11 protein-coding genes and 1 pseudogene are annotated in these 24,215 nt (G+C 28.2%); 3 read left to right on the plus strand and 9 right to left on the minus strand.

Features of this window, described 5'->3' with window-relative positions; genetic code table 11:
* Positions 1-2,216: 2,216 nt before the first annotated feature.
* Together dnaB and ACICP0_RS01055 are read left to right on the plus strand one after the other, a co-directional pair.
* Positions 2,217-3,626, plus strand: coding sequence for a replicative DNA helicase (gene dnaB, locus ACICP0_RS01050; RefSeq protein ID WP_395480102.1), 1,410 nt, complete (start codon positions 2,217-2,219; stop codon positions 3,624-3,626).
* A 157-nt stretch (positions 3,627-3,783) separates the two neighbouring features.
* On the plus strand, positions 3,784-4,986 hold the full coding sequence (locus ACICP0_RS01055) for an aromatic amino acid transaminase (RefSeq protein WP_395480103.1): 1,203 nt from the start codon (positions 3,784-3,786) through the stop codon (positions 4,984-4,986).
* Positions 4,987-5,695: 709 nt separating this feature from the next.
* On the opposite strand, the gene ddlA is transcribed toward ACICP0_RS01055, so the two are convergent.
* From ddlA to rluC, 9 genes are all read right to left on the minus strand, one after another.
* Positions 5,696-6,805: a D-alanine--D-alanine ligase gene (gene ddlA / locus ACICP0_RS01060; RefSeq protein ID WP_395480104.1), complete on the minus strand. Its 1,110-nt coding sequence runs from the start codon at positions 6,803-6,805 to the stop codon at positions 5,696-5,698.
* A gap of 3,359 nt (positions 6,806-10,164) precedes the next feature.
* Entirely contained in the window at positions 10,165-10,986 is an 822-nt protein-coding gene (gene dapD, locus ACICP0_RS01065) for a 2,3,4,5-tetrahydropyridine-2,6-dicarboxylate N-succinyltransferase (RefSeq protein ID WP_395480105.1), read from the minus strand.
* Between the two features lie 698 nt (positions 10,987-11,684).
* The gene (gene map, locus ACICP0_RS01070) at positions 11,685-12,479 is read right to left on the minus strand and encodes a type I methionyl aminopeptidase (protein ID WP_395480106.1); all 795 of its coding nucleotides are present in this window, start codon (positions 12,477-12,479) and stop codon (positions 11,685-11,687) included.
* 1,882 nt (positions 12,480-14,361) lie between these two features.
* Positions 14,362-14,598 carry an acyl carrier protein gene (gene acpP, locus ACICP0_RS01075; protein ID WP_395480107.1) on the minus strand — a complete coding sequence of 79 codons (237 nt, stop codon included), beginning with the start codon at positions 14,596-14,598 and terminating at the stop codon, positions 14,362-14,364.
* Between the two features lie 152 nt (positions 14,599-14,750).
* Positions 14,751-15,485, minus strand: coding sequence for a 3-oxoacyl-ACP reductase FabG (gene fabG, locus ACICP0_RS01080; protein WP_395480108.1), 735 nt, complete (start codon positions 15,483-15,485; stop codon positions 14,751-14,753).
* Between the two features lie 8 nt (positions 15,486-15,493).
* The gene (fabD, locus tag ACICP0_RS01085; RefSeq protein WP_395480109.1) at positions 15,494-16,429 is read right to left on the minus strand and encodes an ACP S-malonyltransferase; all 936 of its coding nucleotides are present in this window, start codon (positions 16,427-16,429) and stop codon (positions 15,494-15,496) included.
* Positions 16,430-16,453: 24 nt separating this feature from the next.
* The gene (locus ACICP0_RS01090; protein ID WP_395480110.1) at positions 16,454-17,407 is read right to left on the minus strand and encodes a beta-ketoacyl-ACP synthase III; all 954 of its coding nucleotides are present in this window, start codon (positions 17,405-17,407) and stop codon (positions 16,454-16,456) included.
* Between the two features lie 822 nt (positions 17,408-18,229).
* Entirely contained in the window at positions 18,230-18,400 is a 171-nt protein-coding gene (rpmF, locus tag ACICP0_RS01095) for a 50S ribosomal protein L32 (protein WP_395480111.1), read from the minus strand.
* 1,202 nt (positions 18,401-19,602) lie between these two features.
* On the minus strand, positions 19,603-20,556 hold the full coding sequence (gene rluC, locus ACICP0_RS01100; protein ID WP_395480112.1) for a 23S rRNA pseudouridine(955/2504/2580) synthase RluC: 954 nt from the start codon (positions 20,554-20,556) through the stop codon (positions 19,603-19,605).
* A 562-nt stretch (positions 20,557-21,118) separates the two neighbouring features.
* Here rluC and rne point away from each other — a divergent pair.
* A pseudogene (gene rne, locus ACICP0_RS01105) lies at positions 21,119-23,650 on the plus strand (ribonuclease E); the annotation flags it as partial.
* Positions 23,651-24,215 lie beyond the last annotated feature (565 nt).

The following is a 24,215-nucleotide window of genomic DNA, read 5'->3' on the forward strand; positions in this document are numbered from 1 at the left end:
ATTTATGTATATATTTTAGATAAAAATGAATATGAATTTTAATAGGTATCCTATTATTCTATAATATCAATTATTATTAAAATATTTTAAAAAGGATTATTGGAAAGATATTTGTACTGTCTACAATAATAGGATCCATTTTGAAATAATTTAAATTATGGTATTATGACTAAATTTTTATCAATTATTTACTTTATTATTTAGTATATCAATGTAAATTGATCTAGTATATTTCTAGTGTTTTTTAATATATATTATTTATGTTTAATAGATTTTTTCAACAATATTGAATTATTTTTAATAGTATTTAGATTTTGATATACATAACTAATACAATCTAATGATTACTTTTTGATTAAATTAATATTTGAACTAATGTTAAAAACATTGTACCAAAAGGCTTTTCTATTTAAAAAAAATTGAATCATTAGTAATGATCACTAATAAGTATGTTTCGGCATTACGTTGTTTATATGGAAATTTAAAAAATATAAAAGTAGTTTTATTTAGTATATTCAAACACTTTTTTAAAAAGTATATTTGTCATAATTATATTTAATCAAAGCATAAAAGAAATAGTATGATACTGTGTTCTTTAAATATTTATATTATTTTCAATATTAATCTAAAAAAACTTGGATATTATTACATTCATTCTATGAAGTCGTTTTTATGATGGTGTATCTATAAATAAAATAACAAAATAAAACTAATCTCTAATATAATATTTAGATATCTATCATTAGATATGGCTATTTACTTTTTCAAACTAAAGTGAAAATTAAATATCATTTATACATTATTTAAATTTATTTATCTTGTCAAAATTTAATTATTATAAATATTATTATATTATAGTTACTTATTAATTCGTAATCTTGATCGATTATTGAATTAGGAAATATATTCCTTATAAAAATTTTTATTTAATTTTATTTTATATTAAATGGCAATAATATAGTTATGATTATTACATGTCTTATATGTCAAGACTTAGTTACTATTAATGTTAAATAAATATCGTTATTATATTTGTCTTAAAATTTTAACATATTATTAAATATTATAACACGTATATATTTATATATGTAAAGCATAATGTTCTATTATTTATTAAATAAATTATTTTTACACACAACATGTAAATGTAGTTTAAATATTATTTGAAATTAATATTTATAATGTATTACTTAATTTTAGAATTAGATTCTAATGAAGATATTTTGTATTAAGATTAATTTTACCAATGAATATCTTATATATTATAGCAAGTGAATGCCTGTAATTATTATCTAATAGGACTAGCATATAGTGACATTGAAAAAAGAAGGAAAAAAGAAACTATTGTAGAATAGTATAATATTATATGCAAATATAGTCATAGAACTACAAGTATTATCGATCTAGAATTCAATATCGACATTATATTGTTAATTATAATATATATACTAATATTTTATATTTTAAAACATAATGAGCATGAATCATTAAAAAAATAAAGAGTTTTATTTAAATTCTTTTTCTCCAATACAGAAAATGCTTATCAAATCGAATGAATAATTCTAATATGTTATTTTAATATATAACATATTGTATTTACATAATAGAATAAAAGCTTATAATATATAAGATTGCATGCTTATAATATCATTAGATATAATATTCATATTTTAGCGTTAAGAAAGGTATGTTCTAATAATATATATATTAAATCAATATCGTCTTTATATGAGAAAAACAATGATAAATCAATACATCTTTCTGACAAAAAATATTTGTACGTAGCATGAATAGAGATGTATTCAATTTAACTTAATTCTTGAAGGCAATATTATTAGTAATAATCTATACACGTTTAGCTATAAACCTACTTTTGAAGCACATTATTTTCAATAACTATAAGTTTTTAGCATATTCCAATATATATAGAGTTTTTTTAAAATTTTTTAAAGGACGTCCTATACATGACACACAATTAGTAATTGTTTTAAATTATTTCATCTATAGTGTAATATATCTAAATATAACGAAATTTATCTGAATTTAACTATAAACATTGAATATGTATTAGGAATACTGATTTTTAAAAAATTTTTTAATACAATTAAATTATATGGTTCTCAAATATACTGTTATATTATAAAAAAGTAGACAAGCTTACTTGTATAAGTAATGCAATAAATTTAAGTCCTTTATTATTAGGAATAAAGTGTTTTATGTTAGAAAATAAGGTGTTCAACAAGGTAAATTTTTCTCAAGATCGCCAAGTTGACAGACTGAAAATACCTCCTCATTCGTTAGAAGCAGAGCAGTCTGTTTTAGGCGGATTAATGCTGGATAATGATCGTTGGGATAATGTTGTTGAAAAATTAACTGATAATGATTTTTATAGCCATCCACATCGTCTAATTTTCAGAGAAATGAAAAATCTTTTTGAAATGGGTAAACCTATTGATCTTATTACTATATCAGAATCCCTTGAACAAAAGGGTAAATTAGATACGGTAGGCGGATTTGCCTATTTAGCAGAATTATCAAAAAATATCCCCAGTGTGGCTAATATTGTTGCTTATGCCGATATTGTACGGGAACGAGCCATATTGCGTGAAATAATTGCTATCGCTCATGAAATCGCTGATATCTGTTATAATCCGCAAGGTCGAAAAAGTGAAGATTTACTAGATTTAGCCGAATCTCGAGTATTTCAAATTGCTGAAGATAGATCTAATAAAGATGCAGGTCCGAAAAGTATTGAACATATTCTTGAAAATACAATATCTCGTATCGAAAAATTATATCATAAGCCAAATAATGGTGTCATTGGAATATCTAGTGGATATCAAGATTTGGATAAAAAAACTGCCGGTTTACAAAAATCTGATTTAATCATCATTGCTGCCCGCCCTTCTATGGGAAAAACTACTTTCGCTATAAATTTGTGTGAACATGCTGCTATGACTGAAGCTAAGCCAGTGCTTATCTTTAGTTTAGAAATGCCAGGAGAACAAATTATGATGCGTATACTTGCTTCATTATCACGTGTTGATCAGGCTAAAATTCGTACCGGTCAACTGAATGATGAAGATTGGGCAAGACTGTCTAGTACTATGGGAATTTTGCTGGATAAAAAAAAGAATATGTATATCGACGATTCATCTTGCTTAACACCGAATGAAGTCCGTTCACGTGCACGTAGATTATTTCGCGAACATAATGGATTAAGTTTAATCATGATAGATTATTTACAACTGATGCGTGTGCCATCATTATCTGATAACCGTACATTGGAAATTGCAGAAATATCTCGCTCATTAAAAGCATTGGCCAAAGAATTGCAGGTGCCAGTAATAGCATTATCACAGCTAAATCGTAGTTTAGAACAACGTTCTGATAAGCGTCCTGTAAACTCTGATCTTCGTGAGTCTGGTTCAATTGAACAAGATGCTGATCTCATCATGTTTATTTACCGCGATGAAGTATATCATGAAAATAGTGATGTAAAAGGCATTGCTGAAATTATTCTCGGTAAACAACGTAATGGCCCTATCGGAATTGTCCGCTTGACATTCAATGGACGATGGTCACGGTTTGATAATTACGCAGGTACGCAATATTTTGACAAATAATTATTAAAATTTGATAAAATGTTGAGTTATATTAAAAAATTTGTTACTAATTTAGTAGTTTATCTGTTTCGTTTTTTTTAAAATATACTTTATAGATATAATAAAAAGAGATATCTATTACATTGAGTAACATTCGTTTATTTAGGAGAGTGATATTGTGTTCCAACATGTTGATCCATATATGGGAGATTCTATTTTATCTTTAATGGAAATTTATAAACAAGATCCAAGGCCTAATAAAATTAATCTTAGCATTGGACTATATTATAATGAACAGTCAATTATTCCTCAATTACAAGCAGTAGAAAAAGCACAAGCTACGCTATTTATATCTTCATCACAGCAAAGATGTTCATCTTCTTATTTACCTATGGAAGGGTTGCGATCTTATCGCAATGCTGTTCAGGTTTTATTATTCGGTGATAATCATCCAATGCGAAATGCACATAGAATTGTTACTATTCAAACTTTAGGCGGTTCTGGTGCACTAAAAATTGGTGCTGATTTTCTTAAATGCTATTTTCCAGATTCTAATGTGTGGGTTAGTGATCCAACGTGGGAAAATCACGTCGCTATTTTTTCTGGAGCTGGCTTTCAAGTTAATCGTTATCCTTATTTTGATATAGAAAAATTTGGCATCAATTTTGACGCCATGTTAGCTTGTTTTAAGTTATTACCAAAAAAAAGTATCGTTTTGTTACATCCATGCTGTCATAATCCTACTGGGTTTGATTTGACAAATAGTGAATGGCAACAAATTATTGAAATAATCAAAGAAAGACAACTCATTCCTTTTTTAGATATTGCTTATCAAGGTTTTGGAACAAACATAGAACAAGACGCATATGTAGTACGTGAAATGGCACGTCTTAGTCTTCCATGTTTAGTGAGCCATTCTTTTTCTAAAATTTTTTCTCTTTATAGGGAACGTGTAGGAGCTCTTTCAGTAGTATGTAATAGCGTAAATGTCGCTGACTGTGTATTGGGACAACTTCAAGCCACTGTACGTCGAAATTATTCAAGTCCTCCTAATTTTGGAGCTCAAATTGTTATGCAAGTATTAACCGATCCTGAGTTAAATGAATTATGGCGCACAGAATTAGCTTCAATGCGGTTACGTATCCTAGAAATGCGTCAGAGTTTGATAAAAGCCTTAAAAACCGTATTACCCTCTCATAATTTTGGATTTTTACTTAATCAACATGGTATGTTTAGTTATACTGGTCTCAGTACTAAACAAGTGGCTGATTTGCGAGAAACTTTTGCTATTTATTTAATTGATAGTGGTAGAATTTGTTTAGCTGGTTTAAATACTAAAAATGTGGAAAAAGTAGCAAGAGCTATTGCAGCAGTACAATGATCTTTTAATGAAAAGGGAATAAGGGAATATTAATAATATAGTTTACAATTAAATATTTATTTTTTTGCATTATTTATTAATATGCTTATGTAATTAATGTTAATTAATATATTGATTATAGACTATTGTATCTTTATAATAAAGAGGGTATTCCTTCTAGTTATATATATTTTATGCATAACAATGTTATTTAATGAGTCAATTAAAAACTTCAAGTTCGTATTAGTTTTTACGTTAATTATTAATGAATTCAGATTTTTTAAATAGAAAAATTTTATACGATGATCTTTTAAAATGCTGTTAAAATACTATATTCACTAGTAAACATTGCATGTGAATATAGATTCAATCTGTCTCAACGTTTGAGAATTGATACCTTTTTTGTTCTTTAATTTTTTAGTACAATTTAATTGTTTCTATGTATTTCGTCAATGTAAATGTTTTTTTCTAGCCACCATTTAAATTAATGGTGGTTTTGATAAAGAATATGTCATTAATTAAATATTAATTTATGTTTAAAATAAAGAAATTGCCTCTATATATACAAATATGTAATTTGAATTATATCAAGATTGATAGTTCTTATATTTATAATGCTTGAAACCGACAGTCAAAAATCATTGTATTTTTATTTCTGTAAAAACATTTCTATAGAAAAAAATAGTTATTGAGAATTGAATAGTTACATCTAAATCTAAAATAGATAATCCTATAAAGTTAGTGAATTGGTCAAGTATTGATCTTGACGATGACATGTTAGGGCTAATTCAATTAGGCGTGTTATGAGATCTGTACAACTTAATCCACTAGCTTGCCATAATCTTGGATACATACTGACATTAGTAAAACCTGGTAGTGTATTAATTTCATTAACTAAAATTTTTTCATCTACTGTCAAGAACACGTCTACTCGTGCCATACAGGAACAGTGTAATGCTCGAAATGCACGACGAGCAACAGAACGAATGTTCTCGCTGACAGTTCTGCTGATGTTAGCTGGAATCACAATGTGTGTATCATGTGTATTAATATATTTGTTTTGATAAGAATAAAAGTTATTATTTAAAATAATTTCACCGCACACGCTTGTTTGGAGTTCATCGCTGCCTAATACGGCACATTCTAACTCTCGACCAATGATCGCAGCCTCCACTAATACTTTATGATCAAAGTTGAATGCTAATGCTAAACCTTGCTCAAAGCTATCACGATTGATAATCTTTGATACTCCTACTGAAGATCCCTGATTTGCTGGTTTAATAAATAATGGTAATCCTAGAGCCGAAGTGATTTTATCAAAACACATACCACTATTATTGTATTGAGAGCGCGTTAGTGTGAAAGAGGGTGTCACTGCCAAACCAGCATCACGCAATAAACGTTTGGTTATATCTTTATCCATGCTAATTGCTGATCCCAAGACACTGGAACCTACATACGGTATATTAGTCATACGTAATAACCCCTGAAGAGAACCATCTTCTCCGAATGGGCCATGAACTATAGGAAAAATGATATCAATAGGCAATGGAATTGTATCAGGGCAATTAAGTTGTACTAGAGAATTGTTAAAAAAACCTGGAAGGATAGCAAGATCTTTCATGCTCTTCTTTAAAGAAACTAAGGTTAGATGATCGCTGTTAAGTAAATAACTATTTTTATTAAAAATATGCCATACACCCTGTTTATCGATTCCTAATAATATTATATCGAATTTTTCTTTATTTATAGCATGAATTATATTTTTAGAAGATTGAAGAGAAATTTCATGTTCTACTGAACGACCTCCAAAGAGCACTCCAACGCGCGTTTTTACCATATATTTTCTCTCAGAGACTCTATTAGTAATAATAAATGTTTTAATTTTAGTTATTTCATCATAGAAAACATATTAAAATATAATAGTTATTCTTTTTACCATCTGTTTTTGAGTTAATGTTAATATAATTTTTTATAAAAAAAGACCGTAATATCATCCAGATACTGAGCTTAATCACTAAATTCTTTTTATTCTATAACAAACGTAAGAAGATCTTAAGCTATATCTTTTATCAGTGATTTAATAGCTATCGTATTCTAATATAATAATATTCAATAACGCACAGTAATCGTTTTAATTTTATTTACATATTTTATAAATCGTATACTTTATAATATATGATCTAGTTAAAAAATGAATTTTTCTTAATAAAAACGTTGTATAGGTAACATTTAAGATTTTTAATTTATTGAAATCTTTTCATAAGTAAGGTTATATATTTACAATGTATTTTTTATTTCTAATTTTTAGATTAAGCATGGTTTGAATATTAATCAATTCAGAATTACATGAAATATAATTAGACAAGAAAATCTTATTACTTAGATCCATAGCTTCGAAGCAAAGCTACATGATGATGGTAAAGACACAATCTGCCTGCATTGATCATTAATCATGATATATTACAGAAAGTAAATGTTAGATTTCAATTGTAAGCACTAATAATTATTAGTTATCCATTGGTCTTCCTCATAGAGAACATACTCTATCTCTATAACTTTTTAAAAGTTTTAGATTCTACATTTAAATTCCATTTAAATTAAATATTCATTATAATATATATTTATATTTTTATAAATAGGACCTCATCCCAAAATATTTTTAGTAAAAAAAGATTATTTGATATTAACGTATATCAGACTTTCAAAAATTTAGATTTATCTATCAAAAATTTAGATTTATCTATTATATAGATAGATATTAGTTTATTAAATCAGCAGCACATACTATTTTTAATAGTCTACAAATATAAGTTCAGAAAAGTCAACTAAAACACATTTATCATATAATCATTAATGTTAGTACCGCATTACTGTCCGATGATTGTAATGAAAGATATTTTTATTATTTTGAAAATTATACGTTATAATGATATAAGGTAAGCTTTCATCTATTATGATATCCTATACTATAGTCCATATATTCCAAAACACATTAGACTACTAAATATAAATAGTAATCATAACAACCAATTATACAATATCTATCTAATGTATACTAATAGTTAATTTACTAACAAAATCAAAAATTTTTCGTCAAAAATAAATTCTTCTTTAAAACTTTTAAATCCAGATATGTTTATATTTTATATTTTAATTTTTTACAATTTACTTTTCAAATATTAATATTAATGAGTATTAATTTTAATTAACTTATGTATTAATGATACATTCTTTCTAAGATAATTGGGTATTACTTAATTTAAGCGATAAAAAATATTTTAGGTAGCATTCATTATAGCATAAGTATATGGTATCATCTTACCGTATTAAACAATTGATATATGAAATTATATTCTTAATCTAAACACTATGCAATTCTAATTTTTAGCACTTTTTGGAAATACTTTTTCCATCTTAATAGATTAAAATATAGCATACTTAAAATAAAATACCGATATATTTACCTAAAAATGAACATAAGTAAATTAATTGATTAAATGTAAATTTAAGATGTGGTATCTTAATAAAGATTTAACATCACTTAAGTCATAGTCAATTCAATTAGTTTTTTTAACTAATTAATCTTCTTAAAATTTAAGAAGATATTCTTACTTATTATCATCCATAGCAAAACCTGCATTACGATAATGGAAATGCTATATTTAAAGTTATTAAAGAAGAAACATAGACAATAATTCATTAAAGTTTAGAGAAAACTTGAGCATTGTACTCGAAACTATAGAGAGCACTATAAATTATAAAAATCATGTTTAGCAATTAAATAATTGCATAGCAAATACGCTATGTTATATAAATTATCATAACTGATGTAGTTAAATTACATTATATTATTGCAAGTAATCATTTATTCAATTAGATTACGAATATTGTTTATTGTAAACAGAGATTATTTTATGAATATAAATTAATTGTTTTAAAAACTAAAATCGACTGGAAAATTAGCATATAATAAAATATCATTCACTGTAACAGATGAATAGAAAATTGATCTTTTTATCAAAAAAAACACCCTACCCTATGTTTTAAATATACTGTATTTAAAAAATAAATATTTTATTACATTATTAAATTGTCTATTTATTAAAATTGAATGGAAAAAATTTAATTTTTCATATAGTATGACTTCACTTTGAAGGTGAATGTTATTCAATAGATAAAGAGATAACTTCACTGATTATTTCTCTATCCTTTATCCTTTGTAACTGATCATAATGTATATGACTTTTTCCAGTACACTACAGTTAAAAAAATAGAATTTTAAAAAAAAACTCTACGTATTATATTGATACGAAATGAATCATTGCATATTTTAAATTGATTAATATAAAAAATAAAAATTATTTTATAATGAACATAGTTCACACCATTTTAATGGTTATGCGTATTTCTATTGCGTTTAGGTAACTGATTATAGCGAGTCATAGAAAAATTTTAAATTTTTTGCTATCATTATTCATTTATAATTTTATTGCAGTTATTTTTTTTATATAATATAGACTTATTGACTACACGCCATAATTATTATTCAATTACTCATACTATTCTAAATTCTGTTTTAACCTCCATGCTAATTAGAAATAAGCATCTTTTTTAAAGATTACCATCTAATATAATTTGTTTTTTATCTTATCATTTTCTGTTAAAAACTAAGTTATTTTTTTAAAAATTATTTTTAAAAATACCATAATTTACAATCATATAACATATGACGTAACTAATTTTGAATATATCAAATGATCGAATTATAAAATTATAAATAGAATACTATATTTAATAGCATGGATAATAATATATGTAGTATTATCATTATATTTATATTACATTTAATATATTTTTCACGAAACTACCTAAACTTAATTAGGTCCATACAAATAAATTTATATTTTTTCAAACACTAATAAAACCTAATAAAAGATTAGTTCTATTAAAATAAAACTTATCTATAATGAATGACATGGTGGCGAAATATTGATGATTATATTTATTAATTTTTTAATAAAAGCCAAATCATAAGATTTATATTACTAATATACTTAATAGTAACTTTTAAAATATCGAATCTCATTGTTTCTATAATTATATACATATTCTAGCTTTCTAATATTTTTAGATATCGTAAACTATGATTAAAAATTAATTTTTTGAAAAAGTACAATACAACATAAATTTCATCGATCAATAATCAATAGTACGTAATAATTCGTTGATACTTACTTTACTACGAGTTTTAGAATCAACTTTTTTTACGATAACAGCACAATAAAGGCTGTATCGAGAAGATGGTAAGCTACCAGACACTACTACTGATCCTTTAGGTACAAGACCATAATGTATTTCTTCAGTATTACGATCATATATTTTTGTACTTTGTCCTATAAAAACACCCATAGAAATTACTGCACCTTCCTCAACGATAACTCCTTCGGCAATTTCAGAACGAGACCCAATAAAACAATTATCTTCAATAATTGTTGGATTGTTTTGCAACGGTTCCAGTACGCCGCCAATACCCACACCACCGGATAAATGAACATTTTTACCAATTTGTGCACAAGAACCAACAGTGGACCAAGTATCTATCATAGTACCTTCATCTACAAAAGCACCAATATTAATGTAAGAAGGCATTAACACAGTATTACGCGCAATATATGCGCCACGACGTACACTAGCAGGAGGTACTATACGGAATCCTTTATTTTTAAAATGCTCATTTTTCCAATTAGCAAATTTCATTGGAACTTTATCAAAGAAACATGTTTCATTACCTTCTATTAATTTACTATTAGAAATTCTAAATGAAAGCAATATTGCTTTTTTTATCCATTGATATGTGAGCCACTTTCCATTTATTTTTTCTGCTGTACGCAATAAACCGGTATCTAAAGCAGTAATTACTCGATTGACTGCGTCATAGGTTACTGTATCGACATTATCCGGAGTAATGGAGGAACATTGTTCAAAAGCAGTTTCAATCACTTGTTGTAATTGCCGCATCCTGTTTTTCCTATCTATTCTATTAGTTTAAAAAAATTATTATTGATGTATATTTAAATTAACATTAAAACCGACTTAATAAAGCAGTATTCATTGAAAAGATAAAAAACAAAACTCCTTACTTATAAGTAAAGATTCATTGTGTTCTGGATGATCGAAGATAACAATGATAATAAATAAATTATGTATATATCCTCGAATAAGAAAATCATCCCTTTTAAATTAGATTACCAATCCTAGTTATTATCAGAACGATAAGTTATAAATAACAATATTATTTAATTAGATTCACAAAAATTACATTAGAATTCAACAATTAATAATTTATCTATCAACGATGTTATTTTTACGGAAAACAAGAATAATGTTTCTATTAAAAATGAATAATAGTATGCAATAGAATAGTACACGACTCATTCAATAAATAAAATTTATTATATTGATAATGTATTACGATTAAAACAATAACAACTTAATAGCCATCTCCGAATCTATCTAGTCAATAGATATCATTTTTCGAAAAAGCTTCTTTTGTTACAGATCACTGTTGGATTGTATAGAAGTAAATATATCTTCTTATACTTTATTTGTAATAAAATGGATAGTATTTAAATTCATATTTATCAATATAAAACAACATATAGCGATAGTAGTATGCCATTATCTTTATAATGTAAAATGATCAATATATAAAAAAGTTAAGCATCGTGATGAATGACTGTAGGTAATGTATCATCGTCTCGTAATGTCATAATCTCACAACCGTCTTTAGTAACTACAACAGTATGCTCATATTGTGCTGATAGGCTATGATCCTTAGTTTTTACTGTCCAACCATCCTGCATCATTTCAATACGATAGTCGCCAGCATTTACCATAGGTTCGATAGTAAATGCCATTTTCGGTTGAAGTATTATACCACCATCATCGGCATCATAATGTAATACTTGCGGAGCTTCATGAAAATTTTTTCCAATTCCATGCCCGCAATACTCTCGTACTACTGAAAAATGCTTGGCTTCAACAAATTGTTGAATTGCTTTACCGAGAGCGCGTAGTCGAATACCAGGTCGAACCATTTGAATAGCTAGATAAAGGCTTTCTTTAGCAATTTTACATAAACGCTTGCCAAGAATAGTTGGTTGACCCACGATAAACATCTTTGATGTATCACCATAATAGCCATCTTTAATTACACTTACGTCTATGTTTAAAATGTCACCATCTTTAAGTTTTGTTAAATCATTAGGAATGCCATGACAGACAACTTCATTAATTGAGATACATACTGATTTAGGAAAGTTACGATAACCAAGCGCAGCAGAAATAGCATGTTGTTTTTTTGTAATATACTGATGGCATATAAAATCCAATGTACCACTGCTAACTCCGGGCTGAATATAAGGTTCAATCATTTCTAAAACTTCAGCAGCTAAATGACCAGCAACACGCATTTTTGAAATATCGTCAAATGTTTTGATAACAATACCCATGTATAGAGACCTATAAATTAATGTCAAAATTAACAATTACATCAAAAATAATTATTGATCAATATCAATGTTATTAATACTGTGAGTAATTAGAATATTATCATTTATTTTAAAATATTAAACTATTTTCTAAATAAAATAGAGCATTCTATGGATGGATATTGCACTATTCTATTTATATATATTATTGCTAACTGTGAATTGGGTTATAATTAATAATTTTAAAGTGCTGATGATATACATGTTAAATTAACATTTAAGGTTAAAATAAATGTTAATATATATCATAATTAATAAATTTTTATTTTTTATTTTTTTGTATCATACAATATAAGCAAAAATATTTCTATTATTTTTTATATATATACCACTTCAACTTTAGAAGCTGAGCAACATTTTATGTTGCTATATTGAGTTGAAGTGATTTGAAATAATCTTTTTTAAAAATAAATGATATACATGAATCATTTATTATCACAACAGAATTGACTATACTTAAAATATAGATATTGGTTTTAATTAATTAATGCATAATAAAAAAATATAATTTCTAATTAATTTTTATAATATTATGTACAGATTTTAAATCTATTGAATTTAACCAATATAATAAATTAAAAAATTTACTTTAAATTATACTATATTATAAAAAATATAATAACATTAAAAATGTTACGTCATTTTTTATATGCATGTAATAATATTAATTACATAATACGTAAGACGTATATAGTAATTAATATTAATATATTTATTCCTATACCATTAGGTGTCATTCATTTTAATGAATCATAGAAGAAACTTCTACATCAATCAAAATAAAAATATTTATATAACATAATAAACATTATCTAATAAAAAGATATGGAAAAATATTTAATGCTAATATTCTAATTATATTAGAAAAATAAATGTTATTTAAACAACACAACAATCCATGCAGTCTATACCTTGGTATAATTTTTATCGAATAAAATTTATATTAATAATATTAATTTCTATATCATTATAATATATACCTTAAACTTCTGATGGAATATTAATTAAAATATGAAACGATAAAACCATCTATAATAGATAATTTTAGTTTTATGAATTACAGTGCAATAATATTATAAAATTTATTTTTCATTTTTTAAATCAGCAACTGAACACAAAATATAGACACACTGAGAATCATATAAATATACTAAAATCTTATAGTTATTTTTCGCTTAAAAATTATTAGAATTCAAGACAAGGATGTAATTATTCAGTCAATTTTTCTTGCCAGAAAAATTGAGTTATACTTTCTTCAACATTTAATATTTTTTAACGAAACAAAATAAGATAATATTTAATAAACTAAAAATTAGTTTTATTCACATGTCAAATATTAGCTAAAAAATAGATGTGATACTATCATATGTAAGTAAATATTCGACCTTTATATTAAGAAGATTAAAAATGATCATTAACACTACTATTTAAGAAACAATTCATACAGCTCATACGATCACTAATCAGCGCACGATTTAATTTTTCAAAAATAAAAAACGTAAGATATTAACTTTTAATAATCCATAAACGGATGTTGTCGCTAATATGCCTTATGTTCTTATAATAATATGTATATACGTAGGAAACAAACTAGAGATTCTAGAAATATAACCTAATTAGATGATTTAAAACATAAATATCCGTCCTTTTTTCGATAATTTAATCGCACGCACATTTTATCATTCAAAGAATGAAATGTACATATTTTATTGATGATAATGACATCGTGACATGCTAAGTTTTATCATAGATACTTAATATAATAGTTCTACCCAGTAGCTAGCTACATCCTAACTGTAAGGTATAACTTAGATAATTAAGTATTATTTAGAAACGTACATATCTACTTCTTATTTATCTGAATAAAATCGATTGCTGCCTGAACAGTAGTAATTTTTTCAGCTTCATCATCCGGAATTTCGGTATCGAATTCTTCTTCTAGTGCCATTACCAATTCAACGGTGTCAAGAGAATCAGCGCCAAGATCATCAACGAAAGAAGCATTGTTTACAACTTCTTCTTTCTTAACACCTAACTGTTCAGCGATAATTGCTTTAACGCTATCTTCGATAGTGCTCATACTCTTAAATTTCCTATTAAAACTCGCTTATGCGATGGTTTTCTTAAGTATAGTGAGTTGAAAAAATGTAGTCCAATCCCGGTCAATTAAACCACAATTTAATCTAATTCTGCAATTTTACTCATAAGTGACGAAAATGATTTGCATGCTTTTTAAGGCATATACATGCCACCATTAATATGCATTGTTTCACCAGTGATATATGACGCCTCATCAGAGGCAAGAAAAAGTACAGCGTTAGCAATTTCTTTGGGATCACCGAGACGATTTGCTGGAATTCGGGACAAAACGCATGCACGATCTTCATTGGTCAATGACTCAGTCATATCAGTAATAATGAAACCTGGTGCTACCACATTTACCGTAATACCCCGAGATGCAACTTCACGAGCTAGTGATTTACTAAAACCAATTAATCCTGCTTTAGTTGCAGCGTAATTTGCTTGTCCAATATTACCCATGAATCCTACAGCAGAACCAATCGTAACAATTCTACCATAACGTTGTTTTATCATAGAACGAATAATCGCTTTCGATATACGGAATACAGACGTTAAATTAATTTCAAGAACAGATTGCCATTCATGATCTTTCATACGTATGAGAAGATTATCGTGTGTGATACCTGCATTATTTACTAATATATCGGCTGCACCAAATTCTATACGTATCTGCTCCAAAAAATTTTCAATGGAAACATTCTTGGAAACATCTAATTCCATACCTTTACCACTGCTTCCTAAATAAGCGCTAATCGCTTTAGCTCCAGTATGACTAGTAGCTGTACCAATCACTGTAGCACCATACGCTGCGAATTTTTCTACTATTGCACGCCCGATACCACGACTAGCACCAGTTACTAATACAATTTTGTTTTTAAAATTCATTTCTAATCCTAATTTTGTTTCGAAATTGCTGTAGCTAGTGAAGTCGGATCATTTACTGCTATGCTTATAAGTGTGCTAATAATACGCTTATTTAATTTGGTCAATATATTACCAGGACCTAATTCTAGAACTCTTTTAACACCTAACGCATTGAAATGCTCTATGGTTTCAGTCCAACGTACCGGATTACAAAGTTGATATATAAGTGCCTGACGAATAGCAGTTGGATTATTTTCTATACGTGCATTAACGTTATTAATCACTGGTATCTTCGGTATATCAAATGTTATAGCGTTTAAAGCTTGCGCCAATTTTTCTTCAGCAGGTTTCATTAATGCACAATGCGATGGAACGCTAACTGACAGCGATAATACACGCTTAGCACCAGCTTTTTTACAGGATATACTGGCACGCTCAACTGCGTCTTTATGACCGGCAATCACCACTTGTCCTGGATAATTAAAATTTACCGGTGATACAATTCGCCCAAGTTCTGATTGTTTACAAATTAGTGTAACAATATCATTATCTAAGCCGATAATTGCAGCCATTGCACCAGTGCCAACTGGTGCTGCATTTTGCATTAGTGTTCCGCGTAAAGCTACTATCTTAATACCTGTGATGAAATCCAAGCTACCAGAACAAACTAAAGCTGAATATTCACCTAAACTATGACCAGCCATAAATGCTGGAATATTACCATTTTGTTCTTGCCAAATACGCCAAATTGCTACTGATGTTGCCAATAATGCCGGTTGGGTCTGTTCAGTTTGATTTAATTTTTCAGTTGGTCCTCGTTGAACCAGCTGCCACAGATCATAACCTAACACATCAGATGCCTCTGAAAACGTTTCCTTAACTTTCATGTAAATTTTAGAAAGTTTAGTTAACATACCGACTGTTTGGGAACCTTGCCCTGGGAATACCATCGCAAAAACAACCATGATTATTTATTCTTCCTATCAAATTTAAAACCGTAATAGCGCTGAACCCCATGTAAACCCGCCACCAAATGCTTCTAACATCACTAAATGTCCAGATTGAATACGACCATCACGTATTGCTTCGTCTAATGCTAAAGGTATTGAAGCAGCCGAAGTATTACCATGTCTATCAAGGGTTATTACAACTTTATCCATACTCATGCCTAGGCGTTTAGCAGTAGCAGTTATAATGCGTAAATTAGCTTGGTGAGGAACCAACCAATCTAATTCTCTATGATCCATAGCATTAGCACTAAGTGTCTCATCAACAATGCGTGCTAATTCAATTACTGCTATTTTAAACACTTCATTTCCTGACATCGTTAAATAATTATAATCTGTTGGATTGATACGATTATAATAAGATAATGTCAATAGATTTCCATACCGACCATCGGCGTGTAAATGTGTTGAAATAATACCAGGCATGTTTGATCGACTCAGAACTACTGCACCTGCTCCATCACCAAACAAAATGATTGTACTGCGATCTTTGGGATCTAAAGCATGACTCAGTTTATCAGAACCGATAACTAGTGCATATTCAATCGTGCTATTTTTAATATAATTATCTGCTACACTCAGCGCATAAGCAAAACCAGCACAGGCTGCTGCTAAATCAAAGGCAACACTGTCATTAATTCCAAGATCATGTTGAATCTGACAGGCAGAACTAGGGAAAGCATGACTTGATGAAGTAGTAGCAACAATGATCATTCCAATTTTTTCTGCATCTATCCCAGCCATATTAAGTGCTTGTTCAGCCGCATAATGGCCCATCACTGACACTGTCTCGTCAGCATTAGCAATGCGGCGTTCACGAATGCCAGTCCGGGTAATAATCCATTCATCTGAAGTATCTACCATTTTTTCTAAGTCAAAATTAGACCTAATTTTTTCCGGAAGATAACTACCGGTCCCAATAATTTTAGTAAACATTTACGCTGAATCACCCCTCGAGTGTATCATAGTTGACGAGAAGCAATTAGAATCAGAGATTAATCTCTTTATCCTTCTTCATCGCTTGTATTTCTTATTTCATAGTATTAGAAATACGCGCTGGTTCGTTTATAACTATGTTATGAAGTGACTTTATTAAGTAAGGTGCAACTATTTTTCAATATGGATTAATCAAGTGTGATTTAATAAATCAAAAAATAGATTGTCCAGTTTTTGACTTATTGATTGAAATCATTATTATCTCTTACTTACTGCAAATTTTTTAACAATGGAATATAAACCCTTATTCTTTGATAAGCTATAATATATAACTTATCAATGATAACTACTACATTTTATGTAAAATTATATAATATATTCGATATAGTTCGATATTAAGAGTTTATAAGAGACTGTTAAAGTTTTTTTAAATTTTAATAATTTATCTATCGATGCTTGAGTGCACATACTGATGGATAGTTTTCAAACTAATGAATCACTTTATGTAGTATGTATGTGTCGTTATGCTTAACATGTATTTACGTATTGTACATATTAACGCAATTAGATAGCAATATTACAAACAAATAATCGTCCTTTCTTTATTTAAAAAGAATAGAATAAATTTTTGTATTAATGAATCGATTTTTAGATAGTTTAAAAAAACTAGAAACATTCAGTATGAATAACAAGACTCTTCTTTATATCCATTTTATATCCATATTGACAGAATAATTTCTATGGTATTTATAATTACTACTTAAAGATTTAATGTAAACATTATTACTTAGATTAGAGGTTTTAAAAACATTATCTTGAAAATCACTTTACAATAACTTTACGACCGCGATAGAAACCAGTAACGGTAATATGATGACGTAAATGCTGTTCGCCAGACATTTTATCTAAAGTTAATAGTGCGGTATTTAAAGCATCGTGAGCACGACGCATCCCTCGTTTTGAACGAGTAGATTTATTTTTTTGCACAGCCATGAACTTATTCCTTAGTGATGCAAATTTTCAATGTTCTAATTAGAAAAATTTTACCTATTCGAATAGAATATATCGAATTCTATTTTTCTAAGAGATTGTTTAATATCTTAGATATTGCAACGTTACGATAGATCACGTAAGAACAATCGAACGTTTTTCATACTTTTTATTTCAAGATTTTTTTGACAATGTCTTAAATACAGATTTTTTCCAACATGAAAGATTTCATTATTATTGCTTATGATTTTAACTAAAATTAAACAATCATATATGCTTGATATTACTTTTTATTTTGTTATAAATAACAAATTAAAAGTTTACATTTAATACCGCACGGATATGTCATATTAACAATAATGTATTACATACACTGTTTTAACTATATAGTATAGGTTTCACGCCATGATACCTTTATAAAATATTAGAATTCTATATTTTTCAAAATCAATTTTACATCTTAAGATGAAAGTATTTATGTAATTCAAAAACATATAAAACGATATAACTTAATCAAAATTTAAGATACTTTTATTTTTTACATAACTCATATGCATGTTATGCATAACATGCAATGAATAAAATATCTAATTATTTTTTTACCGCTTATGCTCATGAAATAAGCATAAGTTAAATTACTATGTTTTAATATGATTCTGCAACAGATAAGTAATTTTAAATGATTTTATAAATAATTAATTTATTTAGCCATTATAATAATAAAGCAGATATATTTTTACTGTTATAGTGAAATTGATATTTTTGTATTTTGATTAATGAAATTTTCATATTATAACGTATTTAGATATATTATCCAGATTTTTGATGTAAAATATTGAATATTTTAATCTGAATAGATATCAGGTAGTAGTGTATATCACTAAATTTTAATTGATATTAACACCAACCATTGATGAATCATGTATACCGAATATTTTATTCGAAAACATAGCATTAGTGGCGTATATATATCACAGCTCATTAAGCTTAAGCTATATAAATGATTTTTTGATGTTAAAATATTTAACTTTCCTAAGTTTAGGATTAGAACAGTCAATTTTATTGATCAGAAATTCAGTATCGAGAATATATTTAATTGCTTGATGTCACATATAACATCAGTAAGGCACTCAGCATATATTTGTACTATTGAAATGATTTTAATAGATTGCTATCTATAATCTTGAAATAAAATAATTGCAATTTTATTGAAAATGTTGACGAAGATATTGCAGACAACGATGTAATGATGCATCTAAAGGTGCTTCAATATATATCATTTTTCCACTGTTCGGGTGTCTGAATTGTAGTGCGGTTGCGTGTAGAAATAATCGATTCAAACCACATCCAGTTAACTGCTGATCAAAAATTTTATCGCCATAACGATTATCAAACGCAACAGGATGACCAACATGTTTGCTATGCACTCGAATTTGATGAGTGCGTCCTGTGATTGGATTTACTTTAAGTAGTGTAGCCAAAGTAAATCGTTCACTTACTTTAAAATGGGTTTCTGAAGGTTTACCATTTCTATTAACCTGCACTATTCTCTTACCATAGGAAAGAGTTTGTTTCAATAATGGAGCGTTAACTGTTTTTACATGATCTTTCCAATGACCACGTACTAATGCCAAATAATCTTTTTTTATTCGATTATTGCATAATTGTTCGTGTAATGAACATAAAACTGAACGCTTCTTGGCTAATAAAAGCACTCCCGACGTATCTCGATCCAGACGATGCACTAATTCTAAAAATTTTGTATGACGATGTAGCACACGTAAACATTCGATAATACCGAAATTTAATCCGCTTCCACCATGTACAGCTATACCAGAAGGTTTATTTAAAACAAGTAAAAAATTATCTTCGTAAAGAATGGCCTTATTCAAAGCTGTGATGCTCGTCAAATTAATAGGAATAGGCAATAATTCTTTTGATTGACGTAATGGTGGAATACGCACTTCATCACCATATTGCAATTTATATTTAGGTTGTATTCTTTTTTTATTGACGCGTACTTCACCTTCACGCATGATTCTATACACCATGCTTTTTGGAACTCCTTTTAAATGTTTATGTAAAAAATTGTCAATTCGTTGATCAGATTCATTTTCAGATATGGTGATAAAATATACATTCGATTCATTACTTTTCATTGAAAAAATTCCAAATATACCTTTAAATCTATAGAATAGTGTTGTTTTTTTGTCATAATAACTAACTATATTTTTATAAGCACAACACTTTATCTAAATCTAAATTAGTTATCCTATTTTACTTTAACGTAGAAAGTCATCATTATATTATCTAGGAATATATCATCGATAATGAAAGTCGTCTTTTTATATGTAAGGTAGCAATGAAATAATATATTTGTTTTTTACGTCTTTATATACAGACATGTAATCGAAGAACTATGAATTGACTGGATTTAACTTTAGCATGTAAACAAACTGCTGATGGTTTATCAGATAATTATAGCTGTTTCAGCTTAATCGGTAAAAGGAATCTGTGCTGAATTATTATTCATTATAATGCTTTAATGGCGAATAATATTGCTTTTAAAAAAAGAAGAGTACTAAAATAATATAATTACAGTAAGCAATAATGATTGGACTGGACGTGTTTATTCTAAATGTAATATTCGGTAATTATATAAATATGAAGTTTTCTCTTACAGTTAGTTCTAATGCCAATGTGTAATATGAGTAAGTTCCAATGAAAAGAATGTTAATTAATGCCACTCAACAAGAAGAGTTTCGTGTAGCTCTTGTGGATGGTCAGAAACTATATGACTTAGATATTGAAAGTTTAGGTCATGAGCAGAAAAAAGGTAGTATTTACAAGGGTAAAATTACCCGTATCGAACCTAGTTTAGAAGCAGCATTCGTAGATTATGGCGAAGAACGCCATGGGTTTCTACCTTTAAAAGAAATCTCTTGCGAATATTTCCTTTTACCAATTACTACCCACAGTCGATTTAATATTAAAAATGTGATTCGGGAAGGTCAAGAAATTATTGTGCAGATCGACAAAGAAGAACGAGGTAATAAAGGAGCTGCACTTACAACATTCATTAGTCTTGCTGGCAGTTATCTTGTTTTGATGCCAAACAATCCTCGTTCAGGTGGAATTTCGCGCCGTATCGAAGGAAATGACCGTACTAAGTTAAAAGAAGTTTTATCTTCGCTGGAACTTCCAGATGGCATGAGCTTAATTATTCGTACAGCTGGTGTTGGAAAATCTTCTGAAGCATTGCAATGGGATTTAGACTTTCGTCTTAAACATTGGCAGGCTATCAAAAAAGCTGCTGAAGCACGTCCTGCACCGTTTTTAATTCATCAAGAAAGCAATGTTGTTATCCGTACGTTTCGCGATTATTTACGTCCTGATATAGAAGAAATTTTAATCGATAATCCAAAAATCACAGATTTAGCAAAGGAGCATATCGCTTCTTTAGGTCGTCCAGACTTTACCAGTAAGATTAAATTATATAACGGTGAAATTCCCCTATTCAGCTATTATCAAATAGAATCTCAAATTGAATCAGCTTTTCAGCATGAGGTACGATTGCCTTCTGGTGGTTCGATTATGATCGATACTACCGAAGCTTTAACCGCTATTGATATCAATTCTGCTCGTTCAACCCGTGGTGGTGATATTGAAGAAACTGCCTTAAATACTAATTTGGAAGCAGCCAATGAAATTTCACGTCAGCTACGTCTTCGAGACTTAGGTGGTTTAATTGTGATTGATTTTATTGATATGACACCTATACGTCACCAGCGCGAAGTAGAAAATTATTTACGTGAAGCAGTACTGCAGGACCGTGCTCGAATTCAGATCGGCCGAATATCTCGTTTTGGATTACTTGAACTTTCTCGTCAACGTCTGAGCCCATCGTTAGGTGAATCAAGTCATCATATATGTCCTCGTTGTAACGGTACTGGCACAATCCGTGATAATGAATCGCTTTCTCTCTCAATTTTACGGTTAATTGAAGAAGAAGCATTAAAAGAAAATACTTATGCAGTGCATGCTATTGTACCAGTGCCTATCGCATCCTATCTTCTTAATGAAAAACGTGATGCTATTAATGAAATTGAGAAACGCCAAGGTGCGGTACGATCAATCCGAGCAATTATTGTACCAAATGATCAAATGCAGACACCGCATTATTCAGTATTACGTATACGCAAAGGAGAGGAATCGTCCACTTTGAGTTATAGGTTACCACAATTTCATGAATCTGCAATAACTCATATTTCTGAGGATATTTTGAAGACAGAACATAAACGATCTACGAAACCAGCAGCATTAGAATCTTTTGACATACTGCCAGATTCACTAATCAACGATAAAACTTCTATGGATAACGCTATCATTGTTAAAAAAACTTATATAACTTGTAGTTTGTTTAATCGGTTATTAGCTAGATTAAAATCATTTATTAATGTGTTATTAAATCCGAAAAATATTAATATATCTAAAAAAATAATTGTAGATACATCAGAAAATTCGTCGATATTATCCCATGAATCTTATTATGACCAACACCAAAAAAACAAACATTCTAATCAGAATGATTCTGCACAACATCATATCAAACAAGAATATTCTTCCTTGCCATATGAATCTCAAGGAATTAAAGAACATTTGAATTATAAATATCCTCCAGCACCAATTAAAATGACAATAACAGAAGATAAAATTGTAAATATAGTACAAAAAGACAAAATATTATTGCGCCAGGATTGTAAAATGCCGGATAAAAAAACTATAAGATCAGTATCATCTGGTGATATTAAAACAGAACTTAGCATTTCTAGTAGAAATAATGAAGGTGAATTAATTCAAGATCAGTCGAAACATCAATATGTTATGTTAAATGAAAATTTTCATCTAGATTCAGATACTGTATCTTCATCCTCATTTTCTAATAAAATGACAGAACATGCCACTAATGTATTTAACGTTGCTATAGATAATCAAAAGGAGAATATACATGATATATATCATAATTGTGATGCCATGTCAGATGGCACTACAATTAGTGATGGTCATTTTAAAAATAAATCAAGTGTTCCTCGTCGTTCACGCCGTTCTCCTCGTCATTTACGTGTCAGTGGTCAGCGTCGACGCCGATATCATGATGAATGTTATCTATTAAAATCTCCGGTCCCGCTTACTAGTGCAGTCGAATCACCGGAAATAGCTTCAGGAAAAGTATGGATAAATTATCCAGTATCTTCTAATGAGAAATTAGAAAATAAAAAAATTAGGTAATATTTTATATTATCATAAAAAAAGCAATGTCGTCTAACTCTGAACAATATTATCAATCCAGTGCGAAACTTAATCAAATACAACAACTCATTGAGTTGTAATATAGGATATAATTAATACTTAATATCATAGTATGTTTGTATTTTAGATTTTAAGTTAATTTACAGAAGAATGTATTTAGGGTTTATATAGAAAGATGTAGTAAAACAATTAATTATTGTAGCTAAGCTGGCTGTGTGTCGCTCATACAGTACTGTATAACAATAAGAAAACCAGTATACTATGATCACCTATTTATTATCAGTAGGATAAAATAATATGATTAATAATTTCTACAATGCTCTTGTAGTATTGACAGTACGATATGAATTTTAATATATTATGATAATTAGAACAATACCATCATTAGTTCACAGATTGTACTAAAAGGAAATTGATGACAACATTTCAGTTGTTTCTATATTTTTACTTTTAATATCATACACCATGTATGATAACTAATTTAATAAATAAGAATTTACAAATTAAT

Origin of the sequence: Candidatus Curculioniphilus buchneri endosymbiont of Curculio glandium (genome assembly GCF_964275155.1) — a bacterium.
GTDB lineage: Bacteria > Pseudomonadota > Gammaproteobacteria > Enterobacterales > Enterobacteriaceae > Curculioniphilus > Curculioniphilus buchneri.